Genomic DNA, 15,634 nt, shown 5'->3' on the forward strand with positions numbered 1-15,634 from the left:
CTGAGCCGAAGTCTCTCCCCAATTGTCCTACCAGCGGTCGTTGTCCACGCCGACGCCCACGCTCACGCCAGGTGCGCGGAAGCCAACGCCGGCTCGCGGCCCGTCATCCCAGTCGCGATAGCGGCGACGCTCGATGTATCGTTCGCGCGGCGCATAGGCGTAGGAGTCGCGTACGATCACGCGGCTGCGGCCGCGCGTGCGATAGCAGCGTCCATCGTCGTCACAGACCATGCGGACCTGTTGGATCAGGTCGGAGTTTGTATATTCGTTCTCACTGTAGACATCAGTCGCATTTGCGCTGCCGGTCAGGAGCGCGCCCGCGCCGGCCAACAGGCCGATTGCAATCTTCCTCATAAAGTTCCTCCTGGTTCGAATGCTGCCCTCGTGGCCAAAGCATCGCACCCGCTTTGGTTCCGGTTTTGGAAAGCGGCCAGGACGAAGTTCCACAAAACGCGTCCCCCGAGCGGGGAACGGCGCAGAGTTCAAACAGAGCCGAGCGACGCCCCACGGGTTGCGGCACTGTGTTTGCGTCGGGCACTGGTTGTAGAACTGCGGCGAGATCAGGTCACTTCTGACGTGGTCTATCGCCCCGGCTGCGTGAATATCTTTACATCGAGCGTGACGATCGGAGCTATATTATCAAGCCGGGCGAACGTCGGATCGTCGAGGAAATCGACGACTGATATTATGGAAGTGAGGAGAAGGGGGCTGCAGTCCCGCTATTTGATTCAAAGATGTGGAGCCGAACTGCTTGCAAGCTTTCATCGTCCCGCAGGCAACTTTCGTCGCAGTTCATGCGTTGGGGGCCACATGGAGCAGCAATAATGGCCACTGAAGCGAAACCCCGCATTTCTCACAACGCGCTCGTTCTCATTGGAGATGGACAAAAGGCTCTCTTTCTACGCAATAAAGGCACCCCGCAACGGCTCAACCTACAGGTGGAGCAAATCCTCGAGCAGGACAACCCGGCAACACGCGAACAGGGAACTGATCGTCCCGGGCGGTCCATCCAGAGCGTCGGCACGGCTAGAAGCGCGATGGAGCAGGCCGACTGGCACTATATCGCAGAAGAGCGGTTCGCCGGCACCATTGCCGAAGCGCTCTATCGCCTTGCCCATGGCAACCGCTTCGACAAGCTGGTCGTCGTTGCGCCTGCGAAAGTGCTCGGCAATCTCCGGCAGGCATTTCATGCCGAAGTGACGGAGCGGATCGTCGGCGAAATTCCGAAGGCATTAACTTCCCATCCTATCCCCGATATCGAAAGGCTCATGGCGGCCTAGCGCCTACCGCTGCAGCAACCCGCGACGGCCAGCTTGCATCAAGTCAGGTTACCGGGCCCGGATTGAACAGCGCGAGTGCGTTGGTCAGCTTCCAGTGCTCGGCCCAGGTTTCGCGACCGCTCGCGACGTCGAGAATGAGACGGAAGATTTCCCAGCCCACGTCTTCGATCGTCGCATCGCCGGTTGCGATACTGCCGGCGTCAACGTCGATCAGGTCGTGCCAGCGTTGCTTGAGTTCGCTGCGGGTCGAGACCTTGATAACTGGCACGGCGGCAAGCCCATAGGGTGTTCCGCGGCCGGTGGTGAACACGTGCAGCGTCATGCCCGAGGCAAGTTGCAGCGTGCCACAGACGAAATCGCTGGCCGGAGTTGCCGCGAAAATCAGGCCTTTTTGACTGACGCGCTCACCCGGCGCGAGCACGCCTGCGATCGGGCTGGTGCCGGACTTGATGACCGAACCCATCGCCTTCTCGACGATGTTGGAGAGGCCGCCCTTCTTGTTGCCCGGCGTGGTGTTGGCGCTGCGGTCGGCCTCGCCGCCGGCGAGGTAGCGGTCATACCAGGCCATCTCGCGTACCAGCGCGTCCGCAATCTCCTGGTTTGCCGCGCGCGGCGTCAGGAGATGGATGGCGTCGCGCACTTCCGTGACTTCGGAAAACATCACGGTGGCGCCGGCGCGGACCAGAAGATCTGCGGCGAAGCCCAGCGCCGGATTGGCTGTTACCCCGGAGAATGCATCGCTGCCGCCGCATTGCATGCCGACCACCAGCGCCGAGGCCGGGCAGGGTTCGCGGCGCCGCTGGTTCAATACCTTGAGGCGCGCGTCGGCCATCTGCACGATGTTCTCGACGATTTCGCCGAAGCCGGTGAGGCCCTCGTCCTGCATGCGCATGATTTCGTCGTCGGCGCTCATGCCCTCTGGCAGCAACAGTTCAGGTTGAAGCTTCTCGCAACCGAGGCCGACGATCATCACCTCGCCGCCGAAATTCGGATTGCGGGCAAGGTTCTGCAGCGTGCGGATCGGCACCGCGGCGCCCGGCGCATTGATCGCGACCCCGCAGCCATAGGCATGCGTGACCGCCACCACGTCGTCGACGTTGGGATATTTCGGCAACAGCTCCTTGCGGATCCGGTCGAGTGCGAACTCGACCGTGCCGGCGACGCATTGCACGCTGGTCGAGATCGCGAGGATGTTGCGGGTGCCGACCGAACCGTCGGCATTGCGATAGCCTTCGAAAGTATAGCCTTCCAGCGGCGGCAGCCTGATCGCATCACCGTTCGGCCTCGGCAGATTTTCGAATGACGGCGCGTCGGGCATCTGCACCAGCGATTCCCTGACCCAGCTACCCCTCGCGATCGGCGCTGCGGCATGGCCGATGACCTCGCCGTAACGGCGAATGACTTCACCCTCGTTGATGTCGGTGAGGGCAACCTTGTGTCCCTGCGGAATCTGCTCGATCAGCCGCAACCGGCAGGCAAATTCGGCACCCGGGTGCAGACCTCCGCGATTCGCGACGATCGCGACGTTATCGTCCGCATGCATGCGGATGTAGAGCGGTTTCGCGGTGACGGGCTGCATGTCGAATCCTTGTTCACTGGCGGCATCAGACAACGCGTAGCGGCGCTGCATGATCGAGGCAATCAAGGTCAAACCACGCCTGTGATCAAGCGGCCTTCGGGGAAGTAGCCGGCGGCTACGCGCTCGATATCCGGCCGTATGGGGGAATTAATCCTGGCTTGGCGACGGCGTCAGCCGGAACCGATTAGTCAAATAATATTACTAGTCAGGGCCGATCTTCCGTGAAATATTGCCCACGCTGCCGCCAATGGACAGCTCAAAAGGTGCCTCGATACCGAATTCGGGCATGCAGGCACCCTGAACAACATTTTGGGAGAACGCGCCTCATGACCTCCAAAGCCCTCCTTGCGGCCACCGCCCTGGTCGCCATCACGCTTTCACTTCCGGCAACCGCCGCTGAACTCACCGTCGGCTTCTCCCAGATCGGATCCGAATCCGGCTGGCGGGCGGCGGAGACGTCCGTCTCCAAATCGGAGGCCGCCAAGCGCAAGGTCACGCTCAAGATCGCCGACGCCCAGCAGAAGCAGGAGAACCAAATCAAGGCGATCCGTTCTTTCATAGCTCAAGGGGTCGACGCGATCTTCCTCGCGCCTGTGGTGTCGAGCGGCTGGGACGCGGTGTTGAAGGAGGCGAAGGAAGCCAAGATTCCGGTCGTGCTGCTCGACCGCGACATCGATCCGTCGGGCAAGGAGCTTTATCTCACCGCCGTCACCTCGGACAGCGTGCACGAAGGCGCCGTCGCCGGCGAATGGTTGGCGAAGGCCGTGGCCGGCAAGGCATGCAACGTCGTCGAGCTACAAGGCACGGTCGGCGCGAGCGTTGCGACCAACCGCAAGAAGGGTTTTGACAGCGTCGTCGCCAAAAACGCCAACCTCAAGGTGGTGCGCAGCCAGACCGGCGACTTCACCCGCGCCAAGGGCAAGGAGGTGATGGAAAGCTTCATCAAGGCCGAAGGCGGCGGCAAGACGATTTGCGCGGTCTACGCCCATAACGACGACATGATGGTCGGCGCGATCCAGGCGATGAAGGAAGCCGGCCTCAAGCCGGGCAAGGACATCCTGACGGTATCGATCGATGCGGTGCCCGACATCTTCAAGGCGATCGCGGCCGGGGAGGCCAACGCCACCGTCGAGCTGACGCCGAACATGGCAGGTCCGGCGCTGGACGCCATCATGGCTTACAAGGCCAAGGGAACCGTGCCGCCGAAATGGATCCAGACGGAATCGAAGCTCTACACGGCGGCCGATGATCCGCAGAAGATCTACGACAGCAAGAAGGGCCTCGGCTACTGAGCGGCCGGCATCACGCCGCCGGGTCCAGCACGGCCCGGCGGCGAGAGCCTTCTCGACGAATCCGACGCGTAAGGTGAACATGCCGGACATTCGCGTTCGACGCGAACGTCGGTGGGAGTGATGTCGGCATGAATGCAATTTCCGACCCTGGCCCCGCTCTCTTGGAGGTGCGCGGGCTGAGCAAGAGTTTTGGCACGCTGCGCGCCCTGCAGGAGGTGGATTTCACCTTGCGGGCCGGCGAAATTCACGCGCTGCTCGGCGAGAACGGCGCGGGCAAGTCCACCCTGATCAAGGCGGTGACCGGGGTCTTCCCGCGCGATGCCGGCATCGTCCGCCTCGGCGGCGTCGAGGTCGCGCCGCGCTCGGCCAAGGCAGCAGTCGATGCGGGGATTGCGACCGTCTATCAGGAGGTCAATCTGCTCCTGAACCTGTCGGTGGCGCAGAACCTCTATCTCGGCAGACAGCCGACGCGGTTCGGTCTGGTGCGCGAGGCCGAGATGCGCCGCTGCGCCGCCGCGCTGCTTGCCGAGTTCGATCTGCATATCGACGTCGCTGAACCCCTTGGAAACTATTCGGTTGCGGTTCAGCACATCACCGCGATCGCGCGCGCCGTCGACCAGTCGGCGCAGGTGCTGATCCTCGACGAGCCGACCGCGAGCCTCGATCGCCATGAGGTCGAGATCCTTTTCGCTGTCATGCGCAAGCTCGCGCAGCGCGGAATCGGCGTCATCTTCGTCACGCATTTTCTCGACCAGGTCTATGAGATCTGCGACCGCATCACGGTGCTGCGCAACGGCCGGTTGATCGGCGAGCGGACGACTGCCGAACTGCCGCGGATCGAATTGATCCGAATGATGCTCGGCCGCGAACTCGCCGAGACGACCAGCGAGCGCACGGCGGCGCATGCGCGGCAGGTGGGAGAGATCTGCGCGCGCTTCGAGGACTATGGCAAGGCAGGCTATGTTGCGCCGTTCAATCTCGCGCTTCGCCGCGGAGAAGTGGTTGGGCTCGCCGGCCTGCTCGGATCGGGGCGCACCGAAACTGCACGGCTGGTGTTCGGCGCCGAGCGCGCTGACAGCGGCAGCGCCACGGTCGACGGCAAGCCGGTCCGGCTGCAATCGCCGCGCGACGCCGTCGCCCATGGCTTCGGCTATTGCCCCGAAGAGCGCAAGACCGAGGGCATCATTGCCGATCTCACCGTGCGCGAAAACATCGTGCTGGCGCTGCAGGCCAAGCGCGGCCTTGCAAAGCCGCTGTCCCGCTCCGAGCAGGAAGGGATCGCGATGCGTTTCATTGGGCTGCTCGACATCCGCCCGCCGGAGCCGGAGCGTCCGATCGGGCTATTGTCCGGCGGCAACCAGCAGAAGGTGCTGCTCGCCCGCTGGCTCGCCACGGCGCCGCGCCTGCTGGTGCTCGACGAGCCGACCCGCGGCATTGATGTCGGCGCCCACGCCGAGATCATCCGCCTGATCCGAGATCTATGCGACGACGGCCTGGCGCTGCTGGTGATCTCGTCCGAGCTCGACGAGATCGTGACCTATTCGGACCGGGTAGTCGTGCTGCGCGATCGTGCCCATGTCGATGAGTTGGAAGGGGATGCCATCGACATCTCCAATATTCTGGCAGCGATCGCTGTCGCCGGCAGCGCCGGTGCGGAAGCCGGGCAGCCATGATGTCAAGACTGCTGCAAAGCCGTGGCCTTGCCCAAATCATCGCCTTGCTGGTGATCCTTGCGGTCGACCGGGCCGTCTCGCCGCAATTCTTCGATCTGCGGATGCAGGACGGGCGGCTGTTCGGCAGCCTGATCGACGTCTTGAATCGCGGCGCGCCTGTCGCGCTGCTTGCGCTCGGTATGGTGCTGGTCATCGCTACGAGGGGCATCGACCTGTCGGTTGGCGCCGTGATGGCGATATCAGGCGCGATTGCCGCAAGCCTTGCCGACGCACACGGTCTGCCGCTGGCGCTTGCCGCAGCGCTCGGCGCCGGGCTGCTATGCGGGCTGTGGAACGGCTTTCTCGTTGCGGTGCTCGGCATCCAGCCGATCGTCGCCACCTTGATCCTGATGGTGGCGGGGCGGGGCGTCGCGCAGCTCATTACCGAGGGCCGGATCGTCACCTTCACCGCGCCCGACCTGGTCTGGCTCGGAAACGGCGCCGTGCTCGGTGTGCCGGCGCCGGTCGTGGTCGTGCTCGGCATGTTGATCGTCACCGGCGCGGTGGTCCGAGGCTCTGCGCTCGGCCTCTTGATCGAGGCGACCGGCGGAAACGCGCGGGCGAGCGAACTGGCCGGGATCGGTACGCGCGGCATGATCCTTGCGGTCTATGTCTGGTGCGGCCTCTGCGCGGCGCTCGCCGGCGTCATCGCCGCCGCCGATATCATGGGCGCGGATGCCAACAATGCCGGGCTCTGGCTCGAGCTCGATGCGATTCTTGCGGTGGTGATCGGCGGCACCTCGCTGTTCGGCGGGCGCTTCAGCCTGGTGCTGGCGATGGTCGGCGCGCTGATCATCCAGGCCATGAACACCGGCATTCTGCTGTCGGGCTATCCGCCGGAGTTCAATCTCGTGGTGAAGGCGGCTGTTGTGCTGGTCGTTCTGCTGCTGCAGTCGCCGCGCTTCGCTAACGTCGGAGTCGTGCTGGGGAGGGCTCGCCAATGAGGAGGCTGCCGCCGGTCGCGATAACGGCCATGGTTTTTGTCGTCGGGTTTGCACTCTGCACGGTGCAATTTCCTAATTTCGCTTCCACCCGCGTGGCGGCCAATCTGCTGACCGACAACGCCTTTCTCGGCATCGTCGCCGCCGGCATGACCTTCGTGATCATTTCCGGGGGCATCGACCTGTCGGTTGGCTCGGTGATCGGCTTCACCACCGTGTTCGTCGCGCTGGCGATCGAGCGCCTCGGCTTGCCACCGCTCGTCGCCTTCGCCGCGATCCTCTTGCTGTGCGCTGCCTTCGGTGCGGCAATGGGCGCGGTCATCCACGTATTCGACATGCCGCCGTTCATCGTCACGCTGGCGGGCATGTTCCTCGCCCGCGGCGCAAGCTTCCTGATGTCGACGGAATCGACGCCGATATCAGCGCCGCTCTATTCGACGGTGTCGGATTTCGCCGTGCGGCCACCCGGTGGAGGCCGGCTCACCGCCATTGCCCTTATCATGCTCGCGGTCGTCGCCGCGGGAGCCGTGCTCCTGCATTTCACCCGCTTCGGGGCCAACGTCTATGCGCTCGGCGGCAGCCGCACGACCACGGCCCTGATGGGCATCCCGGTCGGATCCATGACGGTGCGCATTTATATGCTGTCGAGCGTCCTTGCCGGGCTCGCCGGCATTGTGTTCTCCTTCTACACTGCGGCAGGCTATTCCCTGTCGGCCGTCGGTGTCGAACTCGATTCCATCGCGGCTGTGGTGATCGGCGGCACCTTGCTGACCGGCGGCCAGGGGTCGGTGGTCGGCACGTTGCTCGGCGTGCTGATCCAGGGCCTGATCCAGACCTACATCAATTTCGATGGAACCTTGTCGAGCTGGTGGACCAAGATCGTGACCGGTATCCTGCTTTTCGCTTTCATCGCCCTGCAGCAGGCCATGCTGGGCATCGCCCGCCGCGCCGGCCCTCGCAAGGCAGGAGTCCACAAATCATGACGTCCCGGCTTGTCGTCATCCCGACGCGGCGCGCGCATTCCAACCACGCCGAGGTTGCCCGCAGCATCGGCATCGACATCATTGCCGGCCGCTACGCCGAAGGTGGCCGCCTGCCGGGCGATGCCGAACTCACGGCAATGTTCGGCGTCTCGCGGCCGGTGTTGCGCGAGAGCGTCAAAACCCTGGTTGCGAAGGGGTTGCTCACGACCAAAGCGCGGGTCGGCACGGTGGTGCGCGAGCGCGGCGCCTGGAACATGTTCGACGCCGACGTGCTGGCCTGGCATCTCGATGCCGGCATCGACCGGCGCTTTCTTAACGACCTTGCCGAAATCCGGCTCGCCGTCGAACCGCGCGCCGCTGCGCTCGCGGCCGGCCGCCGCTCGGAGGCCGACATCGCCGAACTCAATCGGAGCATGGCGCGAATGCGGGCGGAGGCCTCCGACTCCGTTGGTTTTGCTGACGGCGATCTTGCCCTGCACCTGGCCGTCGCCAACGCCTCCGGCAATTTGTTCATGCGTTCGATCGGCAACGTCATCGAGGCGGCGTTGCGCGCCTCGTTCCTGCTCAGCGCGCCGGTCGAAACGCAGGACCGCGAGACGGTGCTGTTGTGGCACCAGCGTATTGTCGATGCGATCGCCAGCGGCGATGCCAAGGCAGCCACGGCCGCCATGACCGAGGTGATCCACAATGGATTGCGCCGCCATGAGGAAGCTCCGGCATCGTCCGGCGCTGCGCCTGCGATCTCCACAACCGTTGAGTCCGGAGAGCAATCATGAGCCCGCTTCGCGTCGCCATCGTCGGCTTTGGCAAGATCGCACGCGACCAGCATGTGCCCGCGATCGCCGCGACTGAAGGCGTGGAACTGGTTGCCGTCGCCAGCCGCAACGCCTCGCTTCCCGGCGTGCCGCATGCGGCGACGCTCGATGAACTCCTGCGCGACGGCCCGGAAATCGACGCGGTGGCGCTGTGTACTCCGCCGCAGGTTCGTCACGCGCAGGCGGCGATGGCGCTTGCCGCCGGCAAGCATGTGATGCTGGAAAAGCCGCCGGGCGCGACGGTCGCTGAAATCAATCCGCTCGTGACCGCCGCGCGGGCAGCACAGCGCACGCTGTTCGCTACGTGGCACTCCCGCTTCGCTCCGGCCGTCGAGCCGGCGCGGCAATTGCTGGCCGGCCGGCAGGTCACATCAGTCAAAATTACCTGGAAGGAAGACGTGCGGGTTTGGCATCCGGGACAGGCCTGGATATTTGAGCCGGGCGGGCTCGGCGTGTTCGACCCCGGCATCAACGCACTTTCGATCCTGACGCGCATTTTGCCGCAGCCATTATTCGTGACGTCGGCCAATCTCGCGTTCCCCGCCAACCGCGACGCGCCGATCGCAGCCAACCTTGTGCTGAGCGATGCGCAGGGGCTGAAGATCACTGCCGAGTTCGACTTCCGCCAGACCGGCCCGCAGAGCTGGGACATTGATCTCGACACGGATGGTGGCCCGGTCACCCTGTCTATGGGCGGGGCGAGGTTGAGGGCAGGGGGCATTGAGCTCGTCGATGCCGCCGAGGCCGAATATGCCGGGCTCTATCGCCGGTTCCGCGAACTCTGCGCGACCGGCGAGGCCGACGTCGATCTCGCGCCGCTTCAGCTCGTAGCCGACGCGTTCCTGCTGGGGCGACGCCGCACGGTCGAGCCGTTCGAGGACGAGCCATGAACGTTCCGTCCGTCGCTTCCGTGGCGCGTTCCCGCTTCGGCGTCCTGCCTGACGGCTCCGACGTCGAGCGCGTTGTCTTGCAGCGCACCGACGGATTGGAAGCCCGCATCATCACCTATGGCGCAAGCTTGCAGGCATTGCTGGTCCCGGATGTGGACGGACGTCGTGACGACATCGTGCTCGGGCATGATGCGTTCGAGGGATATCTCGCCCGCCGGCAGTTCTTCGGCGCGACGGTCGGGCGCTATGCCAATCGCATTGCCGGCGCGCGCTTTGTGCTCGACGGCGCCAAGGTGCAACTCGCGGCAAATAACGGGGCCAATGCGTTGCATGGCGGGCTGGAGGGCTTCGATCGCCGTAACTGGCGTATTGTCCGGATCGATAATGGCGATCAGCCGGCCGTGACCCTTGCCCATACCAGCGCCGATCGCGAGGAGGGGTATCCCGGCGCGCTGGAAGTGGAGGTGACCTGGCGTCTGACCGGGCCGATGGAGCTCCGGCTCGACATGACGGCGCGGACTGATCGCCCCACCGTGGTCAATCTCACCAACCACAGCTTTTTCAATCTGGCCGGTGCGTGCTCGGGCCGAGACATTCTCGATCATCACCTCACTGTGGCGGCGGATCATTTCCTCGCTATTGATAGCGGCGCGATCCCGTTGCCGCAGCCACCTAGCGAGGTCGCCGGCACGCCGTTCGACTTTCGTGACGGCGTCGAAATCGGCGCGAGGATCCGCAACGACCATCCGCAATTGCGCGTAGGCCGCGGCTACGATCATAATTTCTGCCTCGCGCCGGCACGCGGCGAGCCCCGCTTTGCGGCGCGGCTCGCAGCGCCGACGTCCGGCCGCGTGCTCGAACTGTTTACCAACCAGCCCGGCCTGCAGGTCTATTCCGGAAACTTCCTCGACGGCACCACCGCCGGCAAGGGCGGCCGCCTCTATCGGCAGTCCGACGCCATCTGCCTCGAGCCGCAGGCATGGCCCAATACGCCCAATCGGCCTGACTTCCCGACCGCGCGGCTTACGCCGGGCGAGGTCTATCGCCACACCACACTGTACCGCTTTACGCATGCAAATCGCGGCGCAATCGAGACACAATCCGTGGTAGAGTTGCCTGAGGGAGCAGGGCGATGAGCGGTGACTGCGAGATGGAAGAAGTGCCGACCACTGTTCTCTGCGGCGAGCGGTGTCATCTTGGCGAGGGCCCGACCTATGACGCCGCTACCGACACGGCCTGGTGGTTCGATATCCTCGAACGCCGGCTGTTCGAGGCGCGGCTCGACACCGGGCGCACCACGATCCATTCCCTCGACGTGATGGGCAGCGCGCTTGGGCGGATCGACGCGCATCGTCAGCTTCTCGTTGCGGATGACGGCCTCTATATTCGCGAGCCGGCGGATGGACGGATGTCGCTGTACCGTCCGCTAGAAGCCGACAATTCCGCAACGCGTTCGAACGATGCCCGGGTTCATCCGTCCGGCACCTTCTGGATCGGCACCATGGGTCGCCAGGCCGAGCGCGGACAGGGCGCCATCTATGCGCTGCATCGCGGTGAGCTGTCGCGTCTCTATGATCGCATCACGATCCCGAACGCGATCTGCTTCTCGCCGGACGGAGCCGTCGGCTATTTCGCGGACACGAGGGAGAATGTGCTGTTCCGCGTCGGTCTCGACGCAGCGACGGGCCTGCCGCGCGGTGCCCCCGCCGCGCTGATCACCCGGCGGGGAGGCGGCGGCATCGACGGCGCAGTGGTCGATGCCGACGGACTGATCTGGAATGCGCGCTGGGGCGGCGGCTGCATCGATGTCTACAGCCCGCAAGGCGAGCACCTGCGCAGCCTCCGCGTTCCTGCACGGCAGGCGAGTTGTCCTGTTTTTATCGGGCAGGATCTCTCACGTCTGCTTGTTACCTCGGCGTGGCAAGGGATGGCGGAGGAAGCGAAACGCGCCGATCCCGATCATGGTCGCACGTTCGTGCTCGATGTTGCAGCGCGTGGCCGGCCTGAACCGGACGTAAAACTTGCAATGGCTTGATGGAGTTGCAATGGCTTGATGGAGGAAGATGAGGCGCAGCAGCCAAACGCGCAGAATGATTGAGTTTCAAGAGCCGCACTCAGCGGCCTGACGATCCAGGAACCATAGATCCTCGATGATCAAAGGGAGTGAAGCATGACTAGTCTGAAGACCACTTTGTCGGCCTTGGCGCTGGCAGCAACCATGGCCGCAACGGCCGTGACCGGCGCTTTCGCCCAGAGCAAGGGAACCGTCGGCATCGCCATGCCGACCAAGTCCTCGGCACGCTGGATCGACGATGGCAACAACATCGTGAAGATTTTGAAGGAGCGCGGTTACGGCACCGATCTGCAATATGCCGAGGACGACATTCCGAACCAGCTCTCGCAGGTCGAGAACATGGTGACCAAAGGCGCCAAGGTGCTGGTGATTGCGGCGATCGACGGCACCACGCTGTCCGACGTGCTGAAGCAGGCCAAGGCCAAGGGGATCACGGTCATTGCCTATGACCGGTTGATCCGTGACACGCCCAATGTCGATTACTACGCCACCTTCGACAATTTCCAGGTCGGCGTGCTGCAGGCGCAGTCGATCGAGCAGGGGCTCGGGCTGAAGGAAGGCAAGGGGCCTTTCAACATTGAATTGTTCGGTGGCTCGCCGGACGACAACAACGCCTACTTCTTCTACAACGGCTCGATGTCGGTGCTGCAGCCCTATATCGACAACGGCAAGCTGGTGATCGGCAGCGGCCAGAAGGGCATGGACAAGGTCTCGACCCTGCGCTGGGACGGCGCCACGGCCCAGGCGCGCATGGATAACCTGTTGAGTGCGTTCTACGGCCGCAAGCGGGTCGATGCCGTGCTCTCTCCCTATGACGGCCTCTCCATCGGCATTCTTTCGTCGCTGAAGGGCGTCGGCTATGGCAGCGGCAACATGCCGATGCCGATCGTCTCCGGCCAGGATGCCGAGGTGCCCTCGATCAAGTCGATGCAACGCGGCGAGCAGTATTCGACCATCTTCAAGGATACCCGCGATCTCGCCCGCGTCACCGCCGACATGGTGGACGCCTCGCTCAGCGGCAAGGAAGTGACCGTCAACGACACCAAGACCTATAACAATGGCGTCAAGGTGGTACCGTCCTATCTCCTGAAGCCCGTCGTCGTCGACAAGAGCAACTGGGAGAAGGTGCTGATCGACGGCGGTTACTACAAGCGTTCGCAGTTCGACTAAGCAGGACGGCGGCGCCGGCGATGACCGGCGCCGTCACCTGCCTTATCCGATCGCTGCGGGGTGGACAGATGATGGATGTAATGACGCGATGACCGCAATTCTCGAAATGCGCGGCGTAAGCAAGAGTTTTGCCGGGGTTCAGGCCCTGCGCGACGTCAACTTCACGGTGGAGGCGGGGCAGATCCACGCGCTGGTCGGCGAGAACGGCGCCGGCAAGTCGACCCTGATGAAGGTTCTCAGCGGCGTCTACCCCCACGGCGATTATGAGGGCAGCATCATATTCGACGGCGAGGAGCGGCGCTTTCGCGACGTCAATGATTCAGAAGCCCTCGGCATCATCATCATCCACCAGGAACTGGCGCTGATTCCGCTGCTGTCGATCGCGGAGAACATCTTCCTGTCGCATCCGCCCTCGCGTCTCGGCGTGATCGACCGCGACGCGGTTTACCGCCGCACCCAGGAACTGCTGGCCCAGGTCGGCCTCACAGATTTGCCCGATACGCTGGTGACGGACCTCGGGGTCGGCAAGCAGCAACTGGTGGAGATCGCCAAGGCCTTGTCCAAGAGGGTACGATTGCTGATCCTCGACGAGCCGACCGCCAGCCTGAACGAAAACGATAGCGCTGCATTGCTGGACCGGCTGCTTGCCTTCCGCGCCCAGGGCATCGCCTCGATCCTGATCTCGCACAAACTGTCGGAGGTCGCTCGCGTAGCCGACCGGATCACGGTGCTGCGCGACGGCCGTACGGTCGACAGCATCGATTGCAGGGCCGAGCCGGTGGAAGAGGACCGGATCATCCGAAGCATGGTCAATCGCGACCTTGCGCATCGCTTTCCGCAACGCAGCGCAACCATCGGCGCACCGGTCTTCGCCGTGCAGGACTGGACGGTGCATCACCCATTGCACAGAGATCGCCGGGTTATCAAGGGCGTCGATTTCGAGGTCCGGCGCGGCGAGGTGGTTGGGATCGCCGGGCTGATGGGCGCCGGCCGTACCGAATTCGCCATGAGCCTGTTCGGTCGCGCCTGGGGAGAGCGGATCAGCGGACGCATCTGGCTCGATGGCAGGGAAGTTAACCTGTCGAGCGTAGCGGCGGCGATCGATGCCGGTCTCGCTTACGTCACTGAGGACCGCAAGCAGCTCGGCTTGATCCTTGATGCCGACGTCCGCAAGAACATCACGCTGGCGAGCCTCGGCCGCGTGGCGCCGCAAGGCATGATCGATGACATGTCCGAGCTGCGCGTTGCGAACGACTACCGCAACCGGATGCGGATTCGCTGTTCCGACGTCTATCAGGAGACCGGCCAGCTCTCCGGCGGCAACCAGCAGAAGGTGGTGCTGTCGAAATGGCTGATGACCGACCCGAAAGTATTAATCCTCGACGAGCCCACGCGCGGCATCGATGTCGGGGCAAAATATGAAATCTATTGTATCATCAACGAGCTTGCCGAGGCGGGCAAGGGGGTGGTGATGATCTCGTCGGAAATGCCGGAACTGCTCGGCGTCTGCGACCGCATCTGCGTGATGAATGACGGCGCCTTTGTCGGAGAATTCGCCGCCGCCGAGGCCACGCAGGAAAGGATCATGCGCGCCATCATGCGTAACAAGCAAATAGACAAGAAGGTACTTCGGGGAGATCTGCGGCCATGACCGACAAGACGGTTACGCTGCCCGTGCACACCGGCTTCATCAAGAACAATTTGCGCAATTACGGCATGCTGCTGTCGCTGTTTGCGATCATGCTGTTCTTTCAGGTCATGACCGACGGCACGCTGCTGCAGCCGCTGAACCTGACCAATCTGGTGCTGCAGAACAGTTACATCGTGATCATGGCGCTCGGCATGCTGCTGATCATCGTCACCGGCCATATCGACCTGTCGGTCGGCTCGGTCGCGGGCTTCGTCGGCGCCGTCGCGGCGGTGCTGATGGTGCGCTATCACGTTGCCTATCCGCTGGCTTTCCTCGCCTGCCTGCTCGTGGGCGCGCTGATCGGCGCCGCACAGGGCTATTGGGTTGCCTATTTCAAGATCCCGTCCTTTATCGTGACGCTGGCCGGCATGCTGGTGTTCAAGGGGCTTGCGCTCGCGATCCTGGCGGGCCAGTCGGTCGGACCGTTTCCGCCGACCTTCCAGAAATTGTCCTCCGGCTTCATCCCCGAACTGTTTCCCGGCGCCGGCACGCTTTATCCGACATCGCTATTGATCGGTGCGGTATTGGCGGTGGCCCTGGTCTATACCAGTGCGAAGAACCGGGCGCGGCAGGCCTCGCACGGCATCGATGTGGAGCCCTTTGGATTCTTCGTAACCAAGAGCGCGCTGCTGTTCGCCGTGATCGTGTTCTTCGCCGGCCTGATCGCCTCGCATCGCGGCCTGCCCAACGTGCTGGTGATCATGACGGCGCTGATCGGGCTCTATGCTTTCGTCACCACCCGCACAGTGGTTGGCCGCCACATCTACGCCATTGGCGGCAACGCCAGGGCCGCGAGCCTGTCCGGCATCAAGACCGAACGGCTGACATTTTTGACCTTTGTCAACATGGGGGTGCTGGCGGCACTGGCCGGCCTCGTATTCGCCGCGCGGCTCAATACGGCGACGCCGAAGGCCGGGGCTGGTTTCGAGCTCGACGTCATCGCGGCCTGTTTTATCGGCGGAGCGTCCGCCTATGGCGGTGTCGGCAAGGTTGGCGGGGCCGTGATCGGGGCCATGATCATGGGGGTCATGAACAACGGCATGTCCATCCTTGGCATCGGCATCGACTACCAGCAGGTGATCAAGGGGCTGGTGCTGCTCGGCGCCGTCTGCCTCGACGTCTACAACCAGCGCCGATAGCGGCGGGCTAGAGCAGGATTAGGTTGGGCCATGACGACGGATCATCTCGTGCCCCGGACGCAAGCGGCG

At 63.8% G+C, this 15,634-nt stretch carries 14 protein-coding genes; 12 read left to right on the forward strand and 2 right to left on the reverse strand.

Going from position 1 to position 15,634, the window contains the following annotated elements; genetic code table 11:
- Positions 1-27: 27 nt before the first annotated feature.
- Positions 28-354 carry a hypothetical protein gene (locus GWE18_RS01520; RefSeq protein WP_275184041.1) on the reverse strand — a complete coding sequence of 109 codons (327 nt, stop codon included), beginning with the start codon at positions 352-354 and terminating at the stop codon, positions 28-30.
- Between the two features lie 470 nt (positions 355-824).
- On the opposite strand from GWE18_RS01520, the gene GWE18_RS01525 reads away from it, so the two are divergent.
- The gene (locus GWE18_RS01525) at positions 825-1,280 is read left to right on the forward strand and encodes a host attachment family protein (RefSeq protein ID WP_275184042.1); all 456 of its coding nucleotides are present in this window, start codon (positions 825-827) and stop codon (positions 1,278-1,280) included.
- 43 nt (positions 1,281-1,323) lie between these two features.
- Here GWE18_RS01525 and garD read toward each other — a convergent pair whose 3' ends face one another.
- Positions 1,324-2,859, reverse strand: coding sequence for a galactarate dehydratase (gene garD, locus GWE18_RS01530; protein WP_275184043.1), 1,536 nt, complete (start codon positions 2,857-2,859; stop codon positions 1,324-1,326).
- 326 nt (positions 2,860-3,185) lie between these two features.
- Here garD and ytfQ point away from each other — a divergent pair, with 326 nt between their 5' ends.
- The 11 genes from ytfQ to mmsB all read left to right on the forward strand — a co-directional run bounded on the left by ytfQ (position 3,186) and on the right by mmsB (position 15,565).
- The gene (gene ytfQ / locus GWE18_RS01535) at positions 3,186-4,151 is read left to right on the forward strand and encodes a galactofuranose ABC transporter, galactofuranose-binding protein YtfQ (RefSeq protein ID WP_275184044.1); all 966 of its coding nucleotides are present in this window, start codon (positions 3,186-3,188) and stop codon (positions 4,149-4,151) included.
- 128 nt (positions 4,152-4,279) lie between these two features.
- On the forward strand, positions 4,280-5,824 hold the full coding sequence (locus tag GWE18_RS01540; RefSeq protein WP_275184045.1) for a sugar ABC transporter ATP-binding protein: 1,545 nt from the start codon (positions 4,280-4,282) through the stop codon (positions 5,822-5,824).
- Positions 5,824-6,807 (forward strand): ABC transporter permease, encoded by a 984-nt coding sequence (locus tag GWE18_RS01545; RefSeq protein WP_275184639.1) that lies wholly within the window; start codon positions 5,824-5,826, stop codon positions 6,805-6,807. Before GWE18_RS01540 ends, GWE18_RS01545 begins: the two co-directional genes overlap by 1 nt.
- Positions 6,804-7,787, forward strand: coding sequence for a galactofuranose ABC transporter, permease protein YjfF (gene yjfF, locus GWE18_RS01550; RefSeq protein ID WP_275184046.1), 984 nt, complete (start codon positions 6,804-6,806; stop codon positions 7,785-7,787). Before GWE18_RS01545 ends, yjfF begins: the two co-directional genes overlap by 4 nt.
- Positions 7,784-8,563, forward strand: a complete 780-nt coding sequence (locus GWE18_RS01555; protein ID WP_275184047.1) for a FadR/GntR family transcriptional regulator — start codon at positions 7,784-7,786, stop codon at positions 8,561-8,563. Before yjfF ends, GWE18_RS01555 begins: the two co-directional genes overlap by 4 nt.
- On the forward strand, positions 8,560-9,492 hold the full coding sequence (locus GWE18_RS01560; protein WP_275184048.1) for a Gfo/Idh/MocA family oxidoreductase: 933 nt from the start codon (positions 8,560-8,562) through the stop codon (positions 9,490-9,492). Before GWE18_RS01555 ends, GWE18_RS01560 begins: the two co-directional genes overlap by 4 nt.
- The gene (locus GWE18_RS01565; protein WP_275184049.1) at positions 9,489-10,628 is read left to right on the forward strand and encodes an aldose epimerase family protein; all 1,140 of its coding nucleotides are present in this window, start codon (positions 9,489-9,491) and stop codon (positions 10,626-10,628) included. The genes GWE18_RS01560 and GWE18_RS01565 overlap by 4 nt, the downstream gene beginning before the upstream one ends.
- A gap of 14 nt (positions 10,629-10,642) precedes the next feature.
- Complete coding sequence (locus GWE18_RS01570; RefSeq protein ID WP_275184640.1) at positions 10,643-11,527, forward strand: SMP-30/gluconolactonase/LRE family protein; 885 nt, start codon at positions 10,643-10,645, stop codon at positions 11,525-11,527.
- 135 nt (positions 11,528-11,662) lie between these two features.
- Positions 11,663-12,736: a multiple monosaccharide ABC transporter substrate-binding protein gene (gene chvE / locus GWE18_RS01575; protein WP_275184050.1), complete on the forward strand. Its 1,074-nt coding sequence runs from the start codon at positions 11,663-11,665 to the stop codon at positions 12,734-12,736.
- 88 nt (positions 12,737-12,824) lie between these two features.
- Positions 12,825-14,387, forward strand: coding sequence for a multiple monosaccharide ABC transporter ATP-binding protein (mmsA, locus tag GWE18_RS01580; protein ID WP_275184051.1), 1,563 nt, complete (start codon positions 12,825-12,827; stop codon positions 14,385-14,387).
- Positions 14,384-15,565, forward strand: a complete 1,182-nt coding sequence (gene mmsB / locus GWE18_RS01585; protein ID WP_275184052.1) for a multiple monosaccharide ABC transporter permease — start codon at positions 14,384-14,386, stop codon at positions 15,563-15,565. The genes mmsA and mmsB overlap by 4 nt, the downstream gene beginning before the upstream one ends.
- Positions 15,566-15,634: the final 69 nt, after the last annotated feature.

Source organism: Bradyrhizobium sp. CSA112 (assembly GCF_029051645.1).
Taxonomy (GTDB): domain Bacteria; phylum Pseudomonadota; class Alphaproteobacteria; order Rhizobiales; family Xanthobacteraceae; genus Bradyrhizobium.

Coding starts and splice junctions, on each gene's coding strand:
- GWE18_RS01520 (WP_275184041.1), bottom strand. CDS start 354: ATGAGGAAGATTGCAATCGGCCTGTTGGCCGGCGCGGGCGCGCTCCTG.
- GWE18_RS01525 (WP_275184042.1), top strand. CDS start 825: ATGGCCACTGAAGCGAAACCCCGCATTTCTCACAACGCGCTCGTTCTC.
- garD (WP_275184043.1), bottom strand. CDS start 2,859: ATGCAGCCCGTCACCGCGAAACCGCTCTACATCCGCATGCATGCGGAC.
- ytfQ (WP_275184044.1), top strand. CDS start 3,186: ATGACCTCCAAAGCCCTCCTTGCGGCCACCGCCCTGGTCGCCATCACG.
- GWE18_RS01540 (WP_275184045.1), top strand. CDS start 4,280: ATGAATGCAATTTCCGACCCTGGCCCCGCTCTCTTGGAGGTGCGCGGG.
- GWE18_RS01545 (WP_275184639.1), top strand. CDS start 5,824: ATGTCAAGACTGCTGCAAAGCCGTGGCCTTGCCCAAATCATCGCCTTG.
- yjfF (WP_275184046.1), top strand. CDS start 6,804: ATGAGGAGGCTGCCGCCGGTCGCGATAACGGCCATGGTTTTTGTCGTC.
- GWE18_RS01555 (WP_275184047.1), top strand. CDS start 7,784: ATGACGTCCCGGCTTGTCGTCATCCCGACGCGGCGCGCGCATTCCAAC.
- GWE18_RS01560 (WP_275184048.1), top strand. CDS start 8,560: ATGAGCCCGCTTCGCGTCGCCATCGTCGGCTTTGGCAAGATCGCACGC.
- GWE18_RS01565 (WP_275184049.1), top strand. CDS start 9,489: ATGAACGTTCCGTCCGTCGCTTCCGTGGCGCGTTCCCGCTTCGGCGTC.
- GWE18_RS01570 (WP_275184640.1), top strand. CDS start 10,643: ATGGAAGAAGTGCCGACCACTGTTCTCTGCGGCGAGCGGTGTCATCTT.
- chvE (WP_275184050.1), top strand. CDS start 11,663: ATGACTAGTCTGAAGACCACTTTGTCGGCCTTGGCGCTGGCAGCAACC.
- mmsA (WP_275184051.1), top strand. CDS start 12,825: ATGACCGCAATTCTCGAAATGCGCGGCGTAAGCAAGAGTTTTGCCGGG.
- mmsB (WP_275184052.1), top strand. CDS start 14,384: ATGACCGACAAGACGGTTACGCTGCCCGTGCACACCGGCTTCATCAAG.